Genomic DNA, 17,276 nt, shown 5'->3' on the forward strand with positions numbered 1-17,276 from the left:
GGCACTTTTTGAACGCATGCGCGAATTGTTAAGATTCTTTTAAAGCCCATGCAATAGTTTACTCTGAACGTATAGGGACTGTCAAGACAAGTTATTTGTCGTCTTCGTCGTCTTCTTCTAACTCTTCTTCATCCTCATCGGAATCCAAATCATCATCCTCAGTATCATCAGTCTCTTCAATACCCGCTTCTCCAAGATCCTCTTCGATTTCTTCATCTTCGAAGAATTCAGTATCCTCTTCCGCTTCTTCTTCCTCTTCGGTTTCTTCGGTACCAAATGCATCGTACTCGTCTTCTTCTGCGTATGTATCTTCTTCTTCCGCGTAGACGTCTTCATCCAGATCATCATCTTCATCATTGATAATTCTAGGACGCTTCGCGTTCCCAACCGCATCGTCGGACTTCTCAACTGGATACCAACGCTTCAAGCCCCATAGGTTCGTACCTACACAAGCAAAACGTCCATCGATGTTGATTTCCGTATATAGTTGGGCAATCACATTCATGACATTATCTTCAGAAAGCCCTTTTATTTTAGCAATTTCAGCCATAAGTTCACGGTAGTAAAACGGCGTATTCGCCGACTTCAGCAATTCGAACGCCAAATCCACCATGGGCATTTCGCGTGCTTGCTCTGTGGTGATTTTGAGTGTGTATTCGCTGCTCATCTAAGGCACATCCTTTTCGATCATTTCTTGACTACGTTATCTACCATAACCAATATCTTCATTAAGTAAAACCTATTTTTTCTAAAATTGCAACTACCCTAAAATAAACGTCCTTTCCAGCCGGCTTGGACGGATGCGTTTATCCAAAAATATAGCCGAATTCGTATGTAAAACATCAAAATTCTATATTTCACAATAAACGGCTGCCTAACATCTAAAAACAACCCATAAAAAGGAATACAGGCGAAGGTCCCCCTCCGCCTGTGACTGTACCCAAAGGAACCGCTTGCTGATGAACAGCAGTCGTTTCCACTACCTGAGAAAGAGACACTCCTGCCCGCGCCTCTCTATGTATCCTATGTTGAACCTACGCATCTGACACGGCCCTGCACCCATTTATTTCTATAATTTCGTCTTAAAAAGTCTGGTTTTCAGCACTGAGAAGATTGAAAGAAGCTAGGAAATGAGGAGCGGAGCGGAGTGGAAGCTACGTGAGCACCGGAATTTCCGGCTGAATTCAATCTTCGATGTCGAATACGCATCTTGGACTACTTCGTGATGAGAAAAACTTCTATCGAAGTCCTTCGAGGATGAGCGACCGCGTTTTAAAGGTGGTTTTTATCGCCAATAAGAATTTGTATTTCCGAGCCTCGGAAACTTACAAATTCTTATGTGGTCAAAAATTGGACTTTTTGACAACCTCTATAAAGGCGATGACACGGTCAAGTTCGATGACCTGTACATAGGATAGGGGAGATAATGATTATATGCTGTAACGGGGGGATGGCACGATGGATACAGCCACCTTTCTTCATCTGCTCCATGAAGATCTAGGTCTTACTAAACAACCAGCTAGAAAGCACCTTATCCATTTCACCTCTAAGACAGATTACTTTGCCTGCAAATCAGAGCTCCTACGCATGACGTCTGAACTCCCCAGACTATCCCTGGTTCTGCCTCTAGACATTATCCACGCCTTTTCCTGTACCTTGTGTCCGGATACAAAACTCAGAAGCTTTACAAGCACGACACGTATCGAAACGGATACGAAATTAACTATAAATAAAGTTAAAGGTAGAAAAACCGTACCGAAACGAGCCACTATTCTATCCAGCTCGCGTGGACGCACCATCCCTTGGGGAGTTGATCAAATTGGTGCTCCTGAGATCTGGAGTAAATCTGTCGGTAAAAATATTCACGTCGGCGTCATTGATACGGGCATCGACTATAAGCATCCTGATTTGCAAAACTCAATCTCGCATGGCATCAACTTATTAAATCGCAGGCTCATGCCCCATGATGATAACGGGCATGGCACACACATCGCGGGCACTATCGCGGCAACGGGCCGTAATTCCGGTATTATTGGTGTAGCTCCCCGAGCGATTATTCATCCTGTCAAAGCTTTTGACCAAAATGGAAGTGCCTATGTATCTGATATCATCGCCGGTATTGATTGGTGCGTCCAAAATGACCTCGATATTATTAATATGAGTTTCGGAATGAAGACGTACAATCCTGCACTGGAGCAAGCGGTTTTGAACGCTTACTACCGAGGGAAGGTTATTGTAGCCTCTTCTGGAAATGATGGCCGAAAGAAAACCATTGATTACCCTGCTCGGTTTCCCCACGTTGTCTCCGTAGGCGCCACAACACGAACAGGGCGGATTGCCCCCTTCAGCAATCGCGGAGTACAAATCGACATCTATGCCCCCGGTGAGCGCGTGTATTCGGCTTGGATCGGCGGCAAATATAACGAGCTCAGCGGCACGTCGATGGCAACGGCGCATGTAAGCGGCGTTATCGCCTTAATGCTTTCCATGCGCGCCATGTCGCCGCAGCAGATCAAAAACGCGCTGCGCCGCTGCGCGTTCCCGCTGAGCAAGCGCCCGAACGCCCGGTGGCAGCCCGGGCAATTGAACGCCCAGCGCGCGATCCGCGCGGCGGGGCAAGAGTAGCTGGCGCGGCGCAGCGCCTAGCCAGTCCAAGCGCAGGGGTACCTCCTGCGCTTAAACAAAGAAGAAGCTCCCCTTTTGACCAGTGGTCAAGGGGAGCTTCTTCTGACTGAGCGGGTGTTACATCCGCTCAGGGGCGGACACGCCAACCACGCGAAGCGTGTTGGCTAGGGTCGTGCACAGCGCGCCGAGCAGCGCGAGGCGCGCTTGGGTCAAAGCTGCGTCATCTGTGATGACGTAGTGGCCTCTATAGTAGCTATGGAACTGGCTTGCCAGTTCGTATACATAGCGGATCAAGCGGTGCGGCGCGTACTGCTCAGCCGCAATGGCGATCTCTTCCGGAAGCTCGCCGATCTTGCGCAGCAAGTCGAACTCGGCTTCCGATGACAGCTGGGACAGGTCCACCTGTTCCAGTGGGAGCACTTGAACTCCTTGCTCTTCCGCCTGGCGGAAGATGCTGCAAATCCGTGCATGGGCATATTGCACATAGAACACGGGATTTTCATTGGACTGGGAAACGGCCAAGTCCATGTCAAAATCCAAATGCGAGTCCATGCTCCGCATCGCGAAGAAATAACGAATCGGGTCTACGCCGACTTCGTCCATCAAGTCTTCCATCGTAACTGCTTTGCCGGTACGTTTGGACATTTTAACTTTTTCACCATTCTGGAATAAGCTCACCATTTGGGCAATCAGCACGACAAGACGGTCTGCTTCAAAGCCAAGAGCTGTCATAGCCGCTTTCATCCGCGGAATGTAGCCATGGTGATCAGCGCCCCAAATATTAATTAAGCGGTCGTAGCCGCGTCCGAATTTATTGCGGTGATAAGCGATATCTGGCGTAAGGTAAGTGAAGGATCCGTCGTTTTTGATCAAAACACGGTTCTTGTCATCCCCAAGCGGTGTCGTATTCAACCACGTTGCGCCCTCTTCTTCATAGATATGACCATTATCGCGCAGCTCTTGAAGTACAGGCGGGATAAGATTGTCTTCATAGATGGACGTCTCGGAGAACCAGTGGTCGAAATGAACACCGAAGCGGCCTAAGTCGCGTTTGATTTTGTCGAGTTCCTTCTCAAGTCCATACGTACGGAAATAAGCACGACGCTCTTCATCCGACAAGCTCAGTAGACGGTCGCCTTCTGTAGCTGCGAGTTCCGTTGCAAAGCCTTTGATATCTTCACCAAAATAGCCATCCTCTGGCATTTCCGCTTCTTGTCCAAGCGCTTGCAGATAACGAGCTTCGATAGATTTCGCCAAATTAACGACTTGATTACCCGCATCGTTGATGTAGTATTCACGAGATACGTTGTAGCCAGCAAGGTCCAGTACGTTACATAGCACGTCGCCTACGGCTGCGCCACGGGCATGTCCAAGATGTAAGGAGCCCGTTGGGTTCGCACTAACGAACTCCACTTGCACTTTAAGTCCTTGACCCCCGTTCGATTCTCCATAACGGTTACCGAGCTTTGCAACATCAGCAATCACCGGGTAGAGGTAGACATTATCCATTTTAAAATTAATAAAGCCTGGACCCGCGATTGCCGCTTCGGAAATAATAGCTGCGTCTTTGTTCAAGTTCGCAATGATTTGCTCCGCGATCTGTCTTGGGTTTACCTTCGCAATACGCGTCAACTGCATCGCTACATTCGTGGCGAAATCGCCATGTGTCTTCTCTTTCGGCACTTCCAGAATGATTTCTGGCAACTGCTCTTCAGAGACGATACCCGCCGCTAGAACAGCCTCTTTAATTGCTTGCTTCACTTTCGCTTTCACTTCGTTAAGAACGTCCATTTGTCTTACTCCTCCTGAATTAACAACTTGATTCGATAGGCTCCTGCATGTGTGCCTGATGCATATAGATCATAGCTCCACCTCGTAATACCGATCCCATGGATGGCCTCCGAAGTCAGCTTGTGCGTCTCAATTTCCAGTTCCATTCGGAGCTGTGGTGTGTGATAAAAGCCCGTCCGCTTCTCTCCAGGAACGAAGGTTTGCTCCGCTTGTACATCCCCTTGGCGAATAATACGGATCTGATTGTCCTCGAGCTTAATAACCGTCACGGTCCGTCCAAGCTCGTTCGGCTCTTCTTCATAGCGGATATAGGTATGATCGCCTTTGCGGTACAGATCCCCGCGCGCCTTCTGCACCGTGGTCTCACTCCCGCTTCGACTCTCGATTCGAATCCGCACCCGCTGCTTGTCCGTCATGATTCGATAATCCCCTCTTCTTCTGTTGCTACGAATGACAATTCGTGTCACAACGTAGGCATGTTAGCTAATAGTTTATATGAAAGGATAAGTAAATTCAATGCATGGAGGGGTTTGAGAGGATTGGAGACGAGTTCGTGATTGGCAAAAGATGAAAAAAAGCCTCCTGATCCGTAGAAAACGGACTTGGAGGCTTTTGTGTTATAACGTTGGAACGGGTCTACCGATAGCTGCCCATTGCTCTTTCGCTGGTCCGTATGCGCCGATAACCGGAAGGCCTGCTTGGCGCATTAGAATCGTCAGCTGACCACGATGATGAATTTCATGCTTCAAGAAGCTGTATAGGGTTGTGCTGATCGTCCATGGCATGCCGAACATAGTAACTACATCTTGCAGTTTCTCGTCTGTCCATTGCGTGCGAATCGCGCCAAGTATGTTCTGCGTTGTCGTCCGATATGCTTCTGCAATGACTGCTGCCTCTGCAGGTGGCACACTCACAGCAGCCGGCGATTCGAATTCCAGACCTGTTCCGTACAGCATACCGCGCTCCGCGTGAACCAGATGCCACGCAATATAACCAAGTGGACGGTAACCATCAGCTTGAATTTGGTTAAGGGACGCATCTGTTAATGTATCCAGCAGTTGCTGCGTTGTAGCCGATTCCATTTGGTATTCTTGGATGAAACTCTCAATTGTCGTAAACATATATAAAACCTCCTAGGGATGGCGGTACAGGCTCACTTAATCTTGATGCTCGCACTCGCACTGGTGCTGGTGCCGTAGCTCGAAGCTCGTGCTTGATGCGATTCATGTCCTGTCCTTATGTTTACAGTATAACTAGCTGCTACTGACAGCTGTATGGCAGTGAATGAAATTTGTTTAAGGGAGTATTGTTACTGGAAGGAACGTAAGCGAGTTTAGTTTAGTTTAGTTTAGTTAGCGCCGAATGCATGAAGGGGAACGTCAGTGCGTTATTCTGCTCAAAAGCAGCTGAATATAGGATAAAGGGGAACGAGGATACCTTATTTTCCTTAAAAGTGATGCGAACTATGCAAATTAGCTAAATTAGCGTACTGACGTTCCCCTCGAGTCTGAAAATGACAAATACAGCTAAAATAGCGCACCGTAGTTCCGCTTCATTGGTAAGTCGGCGGTCGGCAAGTGGACGGGGATCGGGATGGGTGGAGGAGATGGATAGAGCTGAGGGGTTGGTGGATGCGTTAGTGTGTAACTATGTGGATTTGAGGTTCGGGGGTTCGGGGGTTTTGGGGTTTGGGGTTTGGGTTTGGGGTTCGGGGTTCGGGGTTCGGGGTTCGGGGTTCGGGGTTGGGGTTTGGGGTTTGGGGTTTGGGGTTCGGGGTTCGGGGTTCGAGGTTCGAGGTTCGAGGTTCGAGGTTCGGGGTTTGGGGTTCGGGGGAGCGGCTTGCGTGGCCAACACGCAAAAAAGAAGCCGTCAAATCGGCTCCCTTTTCTATTCAAATCTTATTTTTCCGCGATTCCGCAGCTTATTTAATCAAATCTTCAACGAATTTAGGCAACACGAACGCTGCTTTGTGCAAGCGTGGTGTGTAGTATTTCGTCGGGAATTCAGGGATTGCTGATTCTTCTACTTGAAGCGGATCGTGCTTTTTGCTGCCCATTGTGAATGTCCACAAACCGCTTGGGTACGTAGGGATATTCGCACTGTACACACGAACAATCGGGAAAATTTCTTTCACGTCGCGATTTACCGTTTGGATCAAATCCGCTTTGAACCATGGGTTATCCGTTTGAGCCACGAAGATTCCGTCTTCTTTTAGTGCATCGAAGATGCCTTGGTAGAAACCTTTGGAGAACAGCTCAACAGCTGGGCCTACAGGCTCTGTGGAATCGACCATGATGACATCGTAGGTGTTTTTGTGATCGTGGATGTGCATGTATCCATCGTTAACGATAACTTCAACGCGCGGGTTGTCCAATTCGCCAGCGATTGTTGGCAGGTATTTCTTGGAGTACTCGATAACTTTGCCATCGATATCAACAAGAACGGCTTTCTTCACTTTCGGGTGCTTCATGATTTCACGAATAACGCCGCCATCGCCGCCGCCTACTACGAGTACGTACTCTGGGTTCGGGTGAGTAACGAGCGCTGGGTGAGCAACCATTTCATGATAAACGAATTCGTCTCTCACTGTTGTCATAACCATGCCGTCTAGTGTAAGCATTGTGCCCCACTCTTCGGTTTCGATCATGGAAAGATCTTGGAAATCCGTTTGCTCTCTGACGTAAGTCTCCGTGACTTTCGCTGTAATACCGAAGCTATCGGTTTGTTTCTCTGTGTACCATAATTCCATATGTAACCCTTCTTTCGCTTCTCTATTTGGATGAATAATTCCAGACATTCGTTATCACTAACAGTGTTCCACCAGTTGGAAAAGTCATACGAGTTCGGGCTCTATTTTCCAGACCCTTCATACGCACAAATTGTATTATAGTTCATTACCCCCAAAATGCAATATTTTCCTCAATCTTTTGGCCAATTAACAAAAAATATTTACAATTCGTTGAATACGGACTGCCATGCTTTTCCATACTGGGTAATAGCGCCTTTGGGCAAGGAGAAAGGAGGCAAGCGAAGCATGTCCGACAATGAGAATACGAATGAGAAGCCACGCCAACAAACACCAGAAACACAATCGGCCAGACGGAAAGATGAGATTCCCGCTTCCATGAGATGGATGAGGCGAATCAAGAAGACCTTTTCGTTCTTCTTTACCTGCAGCCTATTGATGCTCATCGGGGCCGCTGCCTTTCTAGTTTATTTGCGCTCACAAACACTTCCCGTCACCAAAACGATGCAAACCTCCCAGATGTATGATGTACACGGCGAGGTCATTGATACCTTTTATTCAGGGGAAAATCGGCAGGTGGTTTCATTAAATGACATCTCACCTTACTTAATACATGCAACGCTCGCCGTGGAGGATCAACATTTCTACGATCATTTCGGCGTGGATGTTAAAGCGGTCGCACGCGCAGCCATTGTGAATGTTCAGGCGATGGCCAAGGTGCAAGGAGCCGGCACGATCACGCAGCAGTTGGCTCGTAATTTATACTTAACTCATGATCGTACGTGGACCCGTAAAATCAAAGAAACCGTGTACGCCATTCAAATGGAAATGCAGCTCAGTAAAGATGATATCCTTGCTGATTATTTGAATCAAATCTATTATGGGCATTCGACCTACGGCATTGAGACTGCGTCCGAGCTTTTCTTCGGCAAGCATGCCAGTGAATTAACCTTAGCAGAGAGCGCTATGATCGCTGGGGTGCCGAAAGGACCGCGTTACTATTCCCCTTATTATGATTTGCAGAATGCGATGGATCGACAAAAGGTCGTTCTCCAGACGATGGTGAACAGCGGCTTTATTACCCAAAGCGCAGCTGACGCTGCCGGCAAGGAGAAGCTAACGATTCTGCCGTTAACGAAAAAGAAGCCTTCCGCTGCCCCTTATTTCAGGGATTATGTACGTAACCTAGCGACGGAAAAGCTCGGCATCTCAGAAGAACAATTCGATGAAGGCGGCATTCGCATCTATACCACGCTGGATAAAAATGCTCAGCAAATTGCGGAGAATGTCATCACGAAGCAGCTTGAAGGCAAGCCCGAGCTGCAGGCCGCCTTGGTCGCGGTAGACCCGCGCACGGGAGAGATCAAAGCCATGGTTGGCGGACGCGACTACGCGGAAAATCAGTTCAACCGTGTGCTCTCGAATACACGACAGCCAGGGTCATCTTTTAAACCATTCGTGTATATGGTAGCACTCATGAATGGCCTCACACCTGTCTCCATGGTCAAGAGTGAACCGACTGTATTTACCTATGATGAGGGGCGCCAGCAATATACGCCAAGAAATTTCAATGACCAGTATACCAATGGGAATATTGATATGCGGCAGGCGATTTCGAAGTCAGATAATATCTATGCGGTGCACACGATTCTCGAGGTGGGTCCACAGAAGGTCATCGACTTCGCGCGTAAACTAGGGGTTGCTTCGCCAATGAAGCCACTGCCTTCCTTAGCGCTAGGTTCCTTCCCGGTGAGTCCGCTGGAAATGGCATCGGCCTTTGCCTCTATTGCGAATCAGGGCGTGCATCATGAAACGACCGCGATTTTGCGAATCGAAGATGCCAATGGGCGTGTCTTATATGAAGCGACACCTAAGGAGGAGCAAGTCATACCACCTGCTGTTGCCTATGTGATGACGAATCTCATGGAGAGTGTGTTCGAAGAGGGTGGAACAGGGAACCGTGTAGCCAGTACGATTAAGCGCCCAATTGCCGGCAAAACGGGTACAACGGATACGGATGCTTGGCTCGTCGGCTTCACACCGGAGCTTTCCACCGCAGTCTGGGTGGGCTATGACAAGAGCCGTAACATTACAACAGTGGAATCCCATCTCGCCTCACCGATCTTCGCGGATTTCACCGAACAGACTTTGGATGCGATTCCGCCGAAGCTGTTCCCGATCCCTGAAGGTGTGGCGACGGTTTACATTGATCCGCTAAGCGGCAAATTGTCTAATGAGGACTGTCCGAATGCCAAAATGGAGGCTTTCCTTACTGGTACTGAGCCTACGACTTATTGTACAGGAAAACCTGCTAATCCCGATGCGGCAGGCGGTCAAAAAGCCGGTTCCAAAGGCGATAACGGCTCTTGGTGGAACGATTTAAAACGTTGGTGGAACGACTAACATTCCACTAAATAAAAACACAAAAAGGCAGTACTAAGCGCGTCTTAGTCCTGCCTTTTTGCTGTCCTAGTATATGAGGTAACATACACTAGGGTATAGTATACCCTCTTCGACATTGCGGAACAATGGATGACACATAATGTTCATATTCTCCATATTCGCCGCTTAAAGCTTAGGAGAGTGCGTCCTTGAGGCTTTGATCCGAGCGGTTCCACCAGTCTTCGTTGTGCGCAATCAGGCAGTTTCGAAGGACTGTTCGCTCACTGTCAGACAAGCCCTCTAGGATGAATTTACGTTTCATCGCGCCGTCCATTTTGTTCACGTGCTCCGCAAGAATCTTCCATCCGCGGCGCGCTTCGGTATCGACTAGCATTTCGCAAGCGGACATCCCCGCATAGTACGCACCCTCTTCTGTCCGATCAACCGCTACCCACACGATCCATGCTTTACGGCCATTGGGGACATCCTCCTTTTTCGTGGAGAACTTAATCCCTTTCTCGATCTTACTCTTCGCATGAAGGGTTCCTTCATCCAAATACGCTTCATCCCCATCAATAATGATGCCGGAGACGTTACTTAGATCAATAGCTCCTGCACCGAAGCCTTTGTGATTCACTTTCGAACTTACTATATTTAAGGCCAGCTTCTTCTTATCCGCTTCCATAAGGGCACCTTCCACTCTACATTAGGTTAATATGACGACATGCTTTCATTGTAGCGAAAGTCTCCCAGTAGAACAAGTGGCGGCGGGCTCCCATGGACATTTAACATATTTCTTTCACCTCGCAGAAATATTCCCTAGGTTGTCTACATATACATGCTGTAGATGCTTGTTTAGGCGGGGTGAATCTCATGGATATGAATGCTCTATTCAATAGCCGCAAGGTACAGTGGTTTGCTGTTATGCTCCTTGCTGCCGGCGCAGTGTTAATAACGAACACCTTGCTCCCCTCCACACCAAGAGGGACTGTTCCTGTCATCTCTAAAGACGTTCCCCATGTTCAGACACCGGACATGCAGCCTGCAGATAATGGCAAACCGTTAGAAACCTCAACACCACTTAGTTATCGTATTGCCGAATATCACATGAATGTTGCCTACACACCAGAAACGAGGCAGCTCCAAGGCCAACAAACACTCACGTGGGAAAATCCAGGCTCAGTTCCTGTACAAGACATGTATCTTCACCTTTATCCGAATGCGTTCGCTTCGAAGAAAACGACATTCATGCGCGAGTCTGGCGGGAAGCTGCGTGATGATGAAGCGAAAGACGAGAGTAGCGGCAGTATGGAACTGCTCTCCGTGAAATCAGATACAGGTGATGATCTGACCAAGCGGATGTCGTTCGTTCAACCGGATGACGGTAATAAGGATGACCACACGCTGCTCAAAATACCGTTATCCAAGCCTGTTGGACCTGGTGAAAGTGTAACCATCAATACCGAATTCCTCGTTAAGCTGCCTGCAGCTTTTGCCAGAATGGGGTATGTCGATGACTTCGTTATGGCTGGACAATGGTTCCCGAAGGTTGCCGCTTATGAGCGCAAGGGAACTAGGGGACGGGCTGAACCTGGCTGGGATCTCCACCAATACCACGGAAATTCCGAGTTCTATGCGGATTTCGGCATGTACGATGTGAAAATTCAAGTGCCCGCAAATTACATTGTGGCTGCGACTGGATTTCCGGTTAAACCTGCTGTGACGGACAAGGGCACGAAGACATACCAATTCTATGCCGAGGATGTGCATGACTTCGCTTGGTCAGCCTCTCCTCATTTCGTCTATGTGGAAGAGCCTTTCTCAGCCCCACAGGTTCCCGGAGTCAAAATCAAACTGTATCTGGATCCCAATCATCAGGATTTAAAAGATCGTTACATGTATGCGGCCAAAAAAGCACTCTCCCGTTACAGTCAGTGGTACGGAACGTATCCGTACTCTACCCTTTCTATCGTCGTCCCCCCTCCTGGCGGGAATGGCGCTGGCGGCATGGAATATCCAACCTTAGTCACGGCTTGGGGAGCAAGCGACAAAAATCCAGACTTAGAACTGGAACGCGTCGTTGTCCATGAGATCGGCCATCAATTTTTCTATGGGCTTGTTGCCAGCAACGAATTCGAGGAAGCATGGCTTGATGAGGGCTTCACCTCTTATGCAGAAGATAAAGTGATGGAAGCCGAATACGGCGAAGTACCAAATTTACCTGTTGAATCCAGTTATATCACGTCACCAAATGGACTGCAGAAGAATGCATGGGCTTACACAGGACATGATCAATATGCTGAAAATGTGTACACGCGTGGCAAGCTCGTACTCAAAGCCATTGAGCAGCAAGTCGGCACCAAGACGATGGATCGTATCATGAAGTCCTATTTCCAAAAGTGGCAGTTCAAACATCCGTCTACGAAGGATTTCCAACAGGTCGTGGAGGAGATCAGCAAAACAGATTGGAACGAATTCTTTAATCAATATGTCTATGGCAATCTGATGATGGATTACTCCGTCGAAAGTGTCCATGTAAAGCCCCAAGGCAACAAGGGATCCGAGACTTATGAAAGCACGATCCGCATCGTTAAGTTTGGCGGCAACTCACCTGAAGTCCCGATTCAGTTCCACTTCGCAGATGGCACAATGCTAGATAAAACATGGGATGGCAAGGAAGCTAGCATCGATTTCAAACTAACGCATACCTCGCCTGTCGACTGGGTGCGCATCGATCCCAAGTACACGCTCATACTCGAAAATAAGCACATCAACAACTTTTATCAAACGCAATTAAATACGAAGTGGCAAATTCGGTGGAATCTTGGCATTATTCAATTCCTGCAAGCCATATTTGGCTCAGTCGCCTGGTAAGGACTTCGCTTACATCTCATGACAAACTCTGAGCGTATGCTTACGATGCTAGTTTTCTAAAATAAACGACTACACCGTCCCTCAAGGACGATAGCGTTTATGAAGAAATATAAGCATTGTATAAAGTGCAACTATACTTTCTTATATTTTAAAGAAAACGTTAAGGAGGGACCCTCGTTGGCCACCTATATCAAAGCAGGCTTCAGGGCAGCTATGGCGCAGCCCTTTGCCACGATCATTTTATTCCTATATCAGATGGGTTGGGGTATTCTCCTGTATAAGCTCGTACAAGGTGTTCTTGTCCCCCTCATGCATCGGTTCCCTGGCGCTGAGCAACCCAAGCAGGCCTTGCAGATTTTCCTAGCAGAGGGCCAGTTTCAGTTAATTAAAACAGATCTCAGCTATTCCTATCTATGGTGGCTTGCTGCACTCTTATGTGCGCGCATGCTGCTGACGCCTCTCTTGAATAGCGGTGTCTACTATTCACTCACTCACCCTCACCAGAATGCCGGCTATCGCTTCTTTCGCGGGATGAAGCAGCTCATGTTCCCCTTCCTGCTTGTGTATTTGATCCGCATCGCGCTTACGCTTTTCCCACTCATTTGGCTTATTCCCAAAGCCGCCTATATGCTGGGGCATAGCGGCTCTTATGAGCAGATCGTTCTCAAGCTTCTACCTTGGCTGCTTAGTTTAATGGTCTATGGCTTTGTCCTGCAGTTGCTGTTCATGTATGTGCAATTCGCCATCGCGGCCAAGCTGGGGATTACATCGACAATCATCTCTTTCTTTCGATATTCGCTGCCGATTATCGGACTTGCGATCATCCTATTACTGTTCACAGGACTTTTGGCAGGGGTCACAGTCACGGCTACTTACCTATGGGCAGGACTGGTAGCCCTCATCATTTATCAGCTGTATCCCCTCTTCCACATATTTTTCCAAATTTGGGGCATTTCTTCCCAATATCAGCTGCTTTCAGCCAAAATATCTAATTAATATCCAGCAAAACAGTGAATAGCTTAAGCGTTCTCCCCTTCTCTTTGAGAAAGGGGCTTTTTTTTGTCTATTTCCCGAACTATTTGCCTATTTTCCCGCCTTTTTTTAAACAAAAAAAGAGGAATTTCATTGTTTATGACGAATTAAAAGGACTAGCATCAAAAAACCAAATTTTTCATGCCGAATTCCTCAGTTTATGGGGAAACGGGGGAACCACTCCGGGTGAATTGATCTTGCAAGACAGGGATCATAGGGAACCTTCAACCGAACCCTCCAGCTAACCTCGTAGGCACCGGAAGGAGACAAGCAGTTGAAGAAAGTAGTTGCTCTTGTTTTTAGTCTTGTTTTGTTTTTGAGTGTAAGTGTAGGAAGCGTTTTCGCAGCGTCCTCCATGGACAACGCAGTCGAAGATCTCGTAGGAACTCCCTACAAATGGGCAGGAACGACAACCAAGGGCTTTGATTGCTCTGGTTTCACATCCTACTTATTCGATGAGTTCGGCATCGACCTTCCACACAGCTCCAAATCGCAAAACAGCGAAGGCTACTGGGTTGACAAAAAAGATCTTCGTAAGGGTGATCTTGTATTTTTCAACACGGATGGCAGCGGTATCTCTCATGTAGGTATGTACCTCGGAGACGGTGAATTCGTTCACTCCGCTACAAATCAAGGTGTTGTGAAGAATAAGTTGAGCGAAACCTATTATGCGAAGCGATATGTATCCGCCAGACGTGTTCTGTGGGATGATATCTACAATCAACTAACTGCTGAATCCAAGTAATGTTCTCGCTACAGAATGAAGCCCTGCTAAGCTTTGCTCGAAAGAGCAGCTTGCAGGGCTTCATTCATTTGAACGAGGTTATCGGCGTATACTAAAATATACAAAATAAACGTCTACGCCGTCCTTCGAGGACTTCACACAATGTTTATGGAGAAATACAGCCGAATTATTATGTTCCCCCAGGAAGGAAAAGAACGCATGGACAACACACAAGACAATACTTTACCCCCATTTCCCGGCATCGTTCGATCCATTGATGAAATTAGAGATCATATTGGAGAGCCTCATCCTGCGGTACAAAATAAAGTCATCAATCAAATTGACGAACACGCTCAAGCGTTCATCGCCAAATCACCTCTATTCTTCTTATCTACATCAGGTGCGAATGGATTGTGTGATGTTTCCCCCCGCGGCGATAGCCCAGGCTTCGTTCGCGTTCTCGATAATCACCGCTTGATTTATCCAGAAAGACTCGGAAACCGTCGAATAGATTCTATGCAAAATATAGTAAACAACCCGCAGGTGGGTCTCTTATTCATCATTCCTGGCGTCGACATGGTGCTCCGCGTCAATGGTCGCGCTTGGCTGACCAGAGATGAAGAGCTCCTTGGGACTATGCAGCTTAATGGGAAATCACCGATCGCCGCTGTTGGTGTCGAGGTGCAGGAATGTTTCGTACACTGCAGTCGTGCACTTAAACTTTCGAAGATATGGGATACCGCCACGTGGGTACCCGAACAGGAACAGCCAGATGGCATGGATATGTTCCGCGCGCATCTGGCATTGAACAACATAGCGCTAGAGGAATAAGGATAAGCTAACTAGGTCGCAGCCAAAATGTATAACTTGACATGACATGTTAGCCAGACTATAATAACGGCATGTCGTTTTCTAGGGTTCCGCGGCGTTTCACCGCCGGCTGGTCCAAGGGAAAACACACAGCAAATATGCTGTGGTCACGGAGGGAGAAAAGCCCGGGAGTCTATCGCAACAGTGCGATATTCCCGGGCTTTTCTCTGTTTATTTTGTGGCACTGACATCCTAAATTCCCACATGAAGGAGTGTTCATTATGGCATGGTTATTTCTAGCTATTGCAGGCGTATTCGAGGTCGTATGGGCCATCTCATTGAAATTTTCCAATGGCTTTACGCGTCTTGTCCCATCGATTGTGACGATTCTAGGCATGATCGTTAGTTTCTATTTCTTAGCTGCAGCAACGAAAACCCTTCCGATCGGAACGGCCTATGCAGCCTGGACCGGCATTGGCGCTGTTGGCGCGATTATCATTGGTACTCTTTTTCTCGATGAACCGATCAGTTTGACTCGGATCTTGTTTATGGTCTTGATTCTCGTCGGCGTGCTCGGACTGAAATTTACGTCAGGGCACTAAGGTGCGTCGAACCGCTTATACCTCGCTCATCTGTGTGACAACGTTGGCGATCCGGCGTAGGCGCGTTTCTTGTGTCTTCGCGTCCTCGACTTGGCGGACGAATTCTTTGCGCTTGGAGAAGGCTAGGGCCTCGAAGCGTTCTACGGCGCCTTCTTGATCAGACAGCGCCGCGAGTAAGTCCGCCGGGACTTCCACCGTTCGAGGAGCAAGATCCAGCGCCAACGTCACCTCAACGGGGTCATCGGCCTTCAAGCCGGAGGCTTGTCGATGGGCATCACTGAGCGGGATAAGGTATTCGCCACCCATGACCGCGATCGTTGTCCGATACGTGTAACCGTTCAAAGTCACGGACACGCTTGGCTTTTTGCCTCCCGCTAATGTAGTCATCACCTCTTCGGGAATGGAGATTCCCGTGGCATTTTTATTCTGGGCTTTCATAACAGTCGTATGGAACGTTACACTCATGGTTATGGCCTCCTTATTTTAGTGAAAAAAGAACCCGATGTTGGGCTACTTAATTGTATAGCTCACATACCAGAAGCTGCCCCCTACAAAGATGCGCAAATGCTGTGACAAGGGTCGAAAAATGTCATTTAACTCTTCGTAAGTAAAATAATTCTTAAGTATTTCATGCTTAGAGCCGTCGGCTAGCTCGCGTCTTTTGTAGGTGTCTTCGCTCTCCTCATGCGTGATAAGCTCGCCGCCTCTGCCAGGCACATACACATTATCTGCGATAAATACCTGCGCTCCGCTGCCCAATCGTTCATGGAAGCCTTGTAAAAAGCTGTCGATCCGATTCCGCGGAATATGCGAGAACCAGAAGTTGGCCAGCCCGTAATCGAACTCCCCTCTTATCTCGGAGAGCTCATACGCATCTCCTTCCTGGAAGGACGCATTCCCCTTCGGCCATGACTTCGACTCCGCGATGCGAAGCACCTCTGGGCGAATGTCTACACCAACAAGCTGTGTCGCCGTTTCTGCGGCAATGTGTGACCAATAGCCTGTGCCGCAGGCAATTTCCAGCACACGTCGTCCTTCCACCTGCTTCTTCAGAATCTCAGACAGAAGGGCTAATTCTTGTTGATACTCCGCATCCTCGCGGTGATAAATCCGTTCATACTCCTCTGCCCGTGCACCGTAGTAGGCTTGCATGCTCATCTTCTCTTGGTCCAGAAGCGTCTGCTTCTCCTTCACTTCGTGCAGGATGCGATGTCTCGCTGACAGCAGATCCGCAAAAATCGCGCCACCCTGTGCAGCATAATTCGCAAGCAACCCCTGCGTCGCCATGACGATCAGCTGTGTCATCGATAGGCCCGTGGCATCCGCCATCTGTTCTAACTCGGACTTCACTTTCTCAGGCAAGTAAACCGAGAGTCGTTTCGTTTTGTCTTGCTTGTCCTCCATGGTTATTCGCCTCCTTTTATTTGATTGTAACACATAATATATACCACGTTAACATTAATTATGTTGTATAAATGGAATTGCGAACACTTTTGCTTATGTGTTTTGAGTAGCATCGCCTTTCCTTTGGGTATCCTCCGCCTGACCTCAGCTTCCACTCAGGAGCACATTGGCACGACTATACAACTTTAGATGGATTTCCTACAGCTAATTTTCTCGTTTATGGCCACTTTTTTAATCTAGATGGAAAAACTCCATCTAATTCCTCCATATTCCCCGCTTTAGGCGT

Annotated in this window: 15 protein-coding genes and 2 riboswitches; of the genes, 7 read left to right on the forward strand and 8 right to left on the reverse strand. The window is 48.1% G+C overall.

Annotated features, from left to right (window positions below; translation table 11 throughout):
- Positions 1-91: 91 nt before the first annotated feature.
- Positions 92-667 carry a DNA-directed RNA polymerase subunit delta gene (gene rpoE, locus GC096_RS04425; RefSeq protein ID WP_171629084.1) on the reverse strand — a complete coding sequence of 192 codons (576 nt, stop codon included), beginning with the start codon at positions 665-667 and terminating at the stop codon, positions 92-94.
- 791 nt (positions 668-1,458) lie between these two features.
- Here rpoE and GC096_RS04430 point away from each other — a divergent pair.
- A complete protein-coding gene (locus tag GC096_RS04430) occupies positions 1,459-2,625 on the forward strand; it encodes a S8 family peptidase (protein WP_171629085.1) in 1,167 nt (388 codons plus the stop codon).
- Positions 2,626-2,742: 117 nt separating this feature from the next.
- On the opposite strand, the gene argS is transcribed toward GC096_RS04430, so the two are convergent.
- From argS to speE, 4 genes are all read right to left on the reverse strand, one after another.
- Positions 2,743-4,416: an arginine--tRNA ligase gene (gene argS / locus GC096_RS04435; RefSeq protein WP_171629086.1), complete on the reverse strand. Its 1,674-nt coding sequence runs from the start codon at positions 4,414-4,416 to the stop codon at positions 2,743-2,745.
- Positions 4,417-4,421: 5 nt separating this feature from the next.
- Positions 4,422-4,832 (reverse strand): YwiB family protein, encoded by a 411-nt coding sequence (locus tag GC096_RS04440; protein ID WP_171629087.1) that lies wholly within the window; start codon positions 4,830-4,832, stop codon positions 4,422-4,424.
- Positions 4,833-5,033: 201 nt separating this feature from the next.
- Positions 5,034-5,537 carry a DinB family protein gene (locus GC096_RS04445; protein WP_171629088.1) on the reverse strand — a complete coding sequence of 168 codons (504 nt, stop codon included), beginning with the start codon at positions 5,535-5,537 and terminating at the stop codon, positions 5,034-5,036.
- A gap of 800 nt (positions 5,538-6,337) precedes the next feature.
- The gene (gene speE, locus GC096_RS04450) at positions 6,338-7,165 is read right to left on the reverse strand and encodes a polyamine aminopropyltransferase (protein ID WP_056621986.1); all 828 of its coding nucleotides are present in this window, start codon (positions 7,163-7,165) and stop codon (positions 6,338-6,340) included.
- 285 nt (positions 7,166-7,450) lie between these two features.
- On the opposite strand from speE, the gene GC096_RS04455 reads away from it, so the two are divergent.
- Complete coding sequence (locus tag GC096_RS04455) at positions 7,451-9,565, forward strand: transglycosylase domain-containing protein (RefSeq protein WP_246302570.1); 2,115 nt, start codon at positions 7,451-7,453, stop codon at positions 9,563-9,565.
- A 172-nt stretch (positions 9,566-9,737) separates the two neighbouring features.
- Here the strand turns inward: GC096_RS04455 and GC096_RS04460 are convergent, their stop codons facing one another.
- Positions 9,738-10,229: a YwhD family protein gene (locus GC096_RS04460; protein ID WP_171629089.1), complete on the reverse strand. Its 492-nt coding sequence runs from the start codon at positions 10,227-10,229 to the stop codon at positions 9,738-9,740.
- A 188-nt stretch (positions 10,230-10,417) separates the two neighbouring features.
- Between GC096_RS04460 and GC096_RS04465 the strand changes: the two genes are divergently transcribed.
- The 5 genes from GC096_RS04465 to sugE all read left to right on the forward strand — a co-directional run bounded on the left by GC096_RS04465 (position 10,418) and on the right by sugE (position 15,586).
- Positions 10,418-12,418, forward strand: coding sequence for a M1 family metallopeptidase (locus GC096_RS04465; RefSeq protein WP_246302571.1), 2,001 nt, complete (start codon positions 10,418-10,420; stop codon positions 12,416-12,418).
- 177 nt (positions 12,419-12,595) lie between these two features.
- A complete protein-coding gene (locus GC096_RS04470) occupies positions 12,596-13,414 on the forward strand; it encodes a hypothetical protein (RefSeq protein ID WP_171629090.1) in 819 nt (272 codons plus the stop codon).
- Between the two features lie 168 nt (positions 13,415-13,582).
- A riboswitch (cyclic di-AMP (ydaO/yuaA leader) is annotated at positions 13,583-13,721 on the forward strand.
- A gap of 3 nt (positions 13,722-13,724) precedes the next feature.
- Complete coding sequence (locus tag GC096_RS04475; RefSeq protein WP_246302572.1) at positions 13,725-14,195, forward strand: C40 family peptidase; 471 nt, start codon at positions 13,725-13,727, stop codon at positions 14,193-14,195.
- A gap of 198 nt (positions 14,196-14,393) precedes the next feature.
- Entirely contained in the window at positions 14,394-15,005 is a 612-nt protein-coding gene (locus GC096_RS04480) for an MSMEG_1061 family FMN-dependent PPOX-type flavoprotein (RefSeq protein ID WP_171629091.1), read from the forward strand.
- 70 nt (positions 15,006-15,075) lie between these two features.
- Positions 15,076-15,178, forward strand: a riboswitch (guanidine-I (ykkC/yxkD leader).
- Between the two features lie 87 nt (positions 15,179-15,265).
- The gene (gene sugE / locus GC096_RS04485; RefSeq protein WP_171629092.1) at positions 15,266-15,586 is read left to right on the forward strand and encodes a quaternary ammonium compound efflux SMR transporter SugE; all 321 of its coding nucleotides are present in this window, start codon (positions 15,266-15,268) and stop codon (positions 15,584-15,586) included.
- Between the two features lie 15 nt (positions 15,587-15,601).
- On the opposite strand, the gene GC096_RS04490 is transcribed toward sugE, so the two are convergent.
- Both GC096_RS04490 and GC096_RS04495 read right to left on the reverse strand, forming a co-directional pair.
- Positions 15,602-16,051: a YdeI/OmpD-associated family protein gene (locus GC096_RS04490; RefSeq protein ID WP_171629093.1), complete on the reverse strand. Its 450-nt coding sequence runs from the start codon at positions 16,049-16,051 to the stop codon at positions 15,602-15,604.
- 45 nt (positions 16,052-16,096) lie between these two features.
- A complete protein-coding gene (locus GC096_RS04495) occupies positions 16,097-16,990 on the reverse strand; it encodes a methyltransferase domain-containing protein (protein WP_171629098.1) in 894 nt (297 codons plus the stop codon).
- Between the last annotated feature and the right edge of the window lie 286 nt (positions 16,991-17,276).

Source organism: Paenibacillus plantarum (assembly GCF_013141695.1).
Lineage (GTDB): Bacteria > Bacillota > Bacilli > Paenibacillales > NBRC-103111 > Paenibacillus_E > Paenibacillus_E plantarum.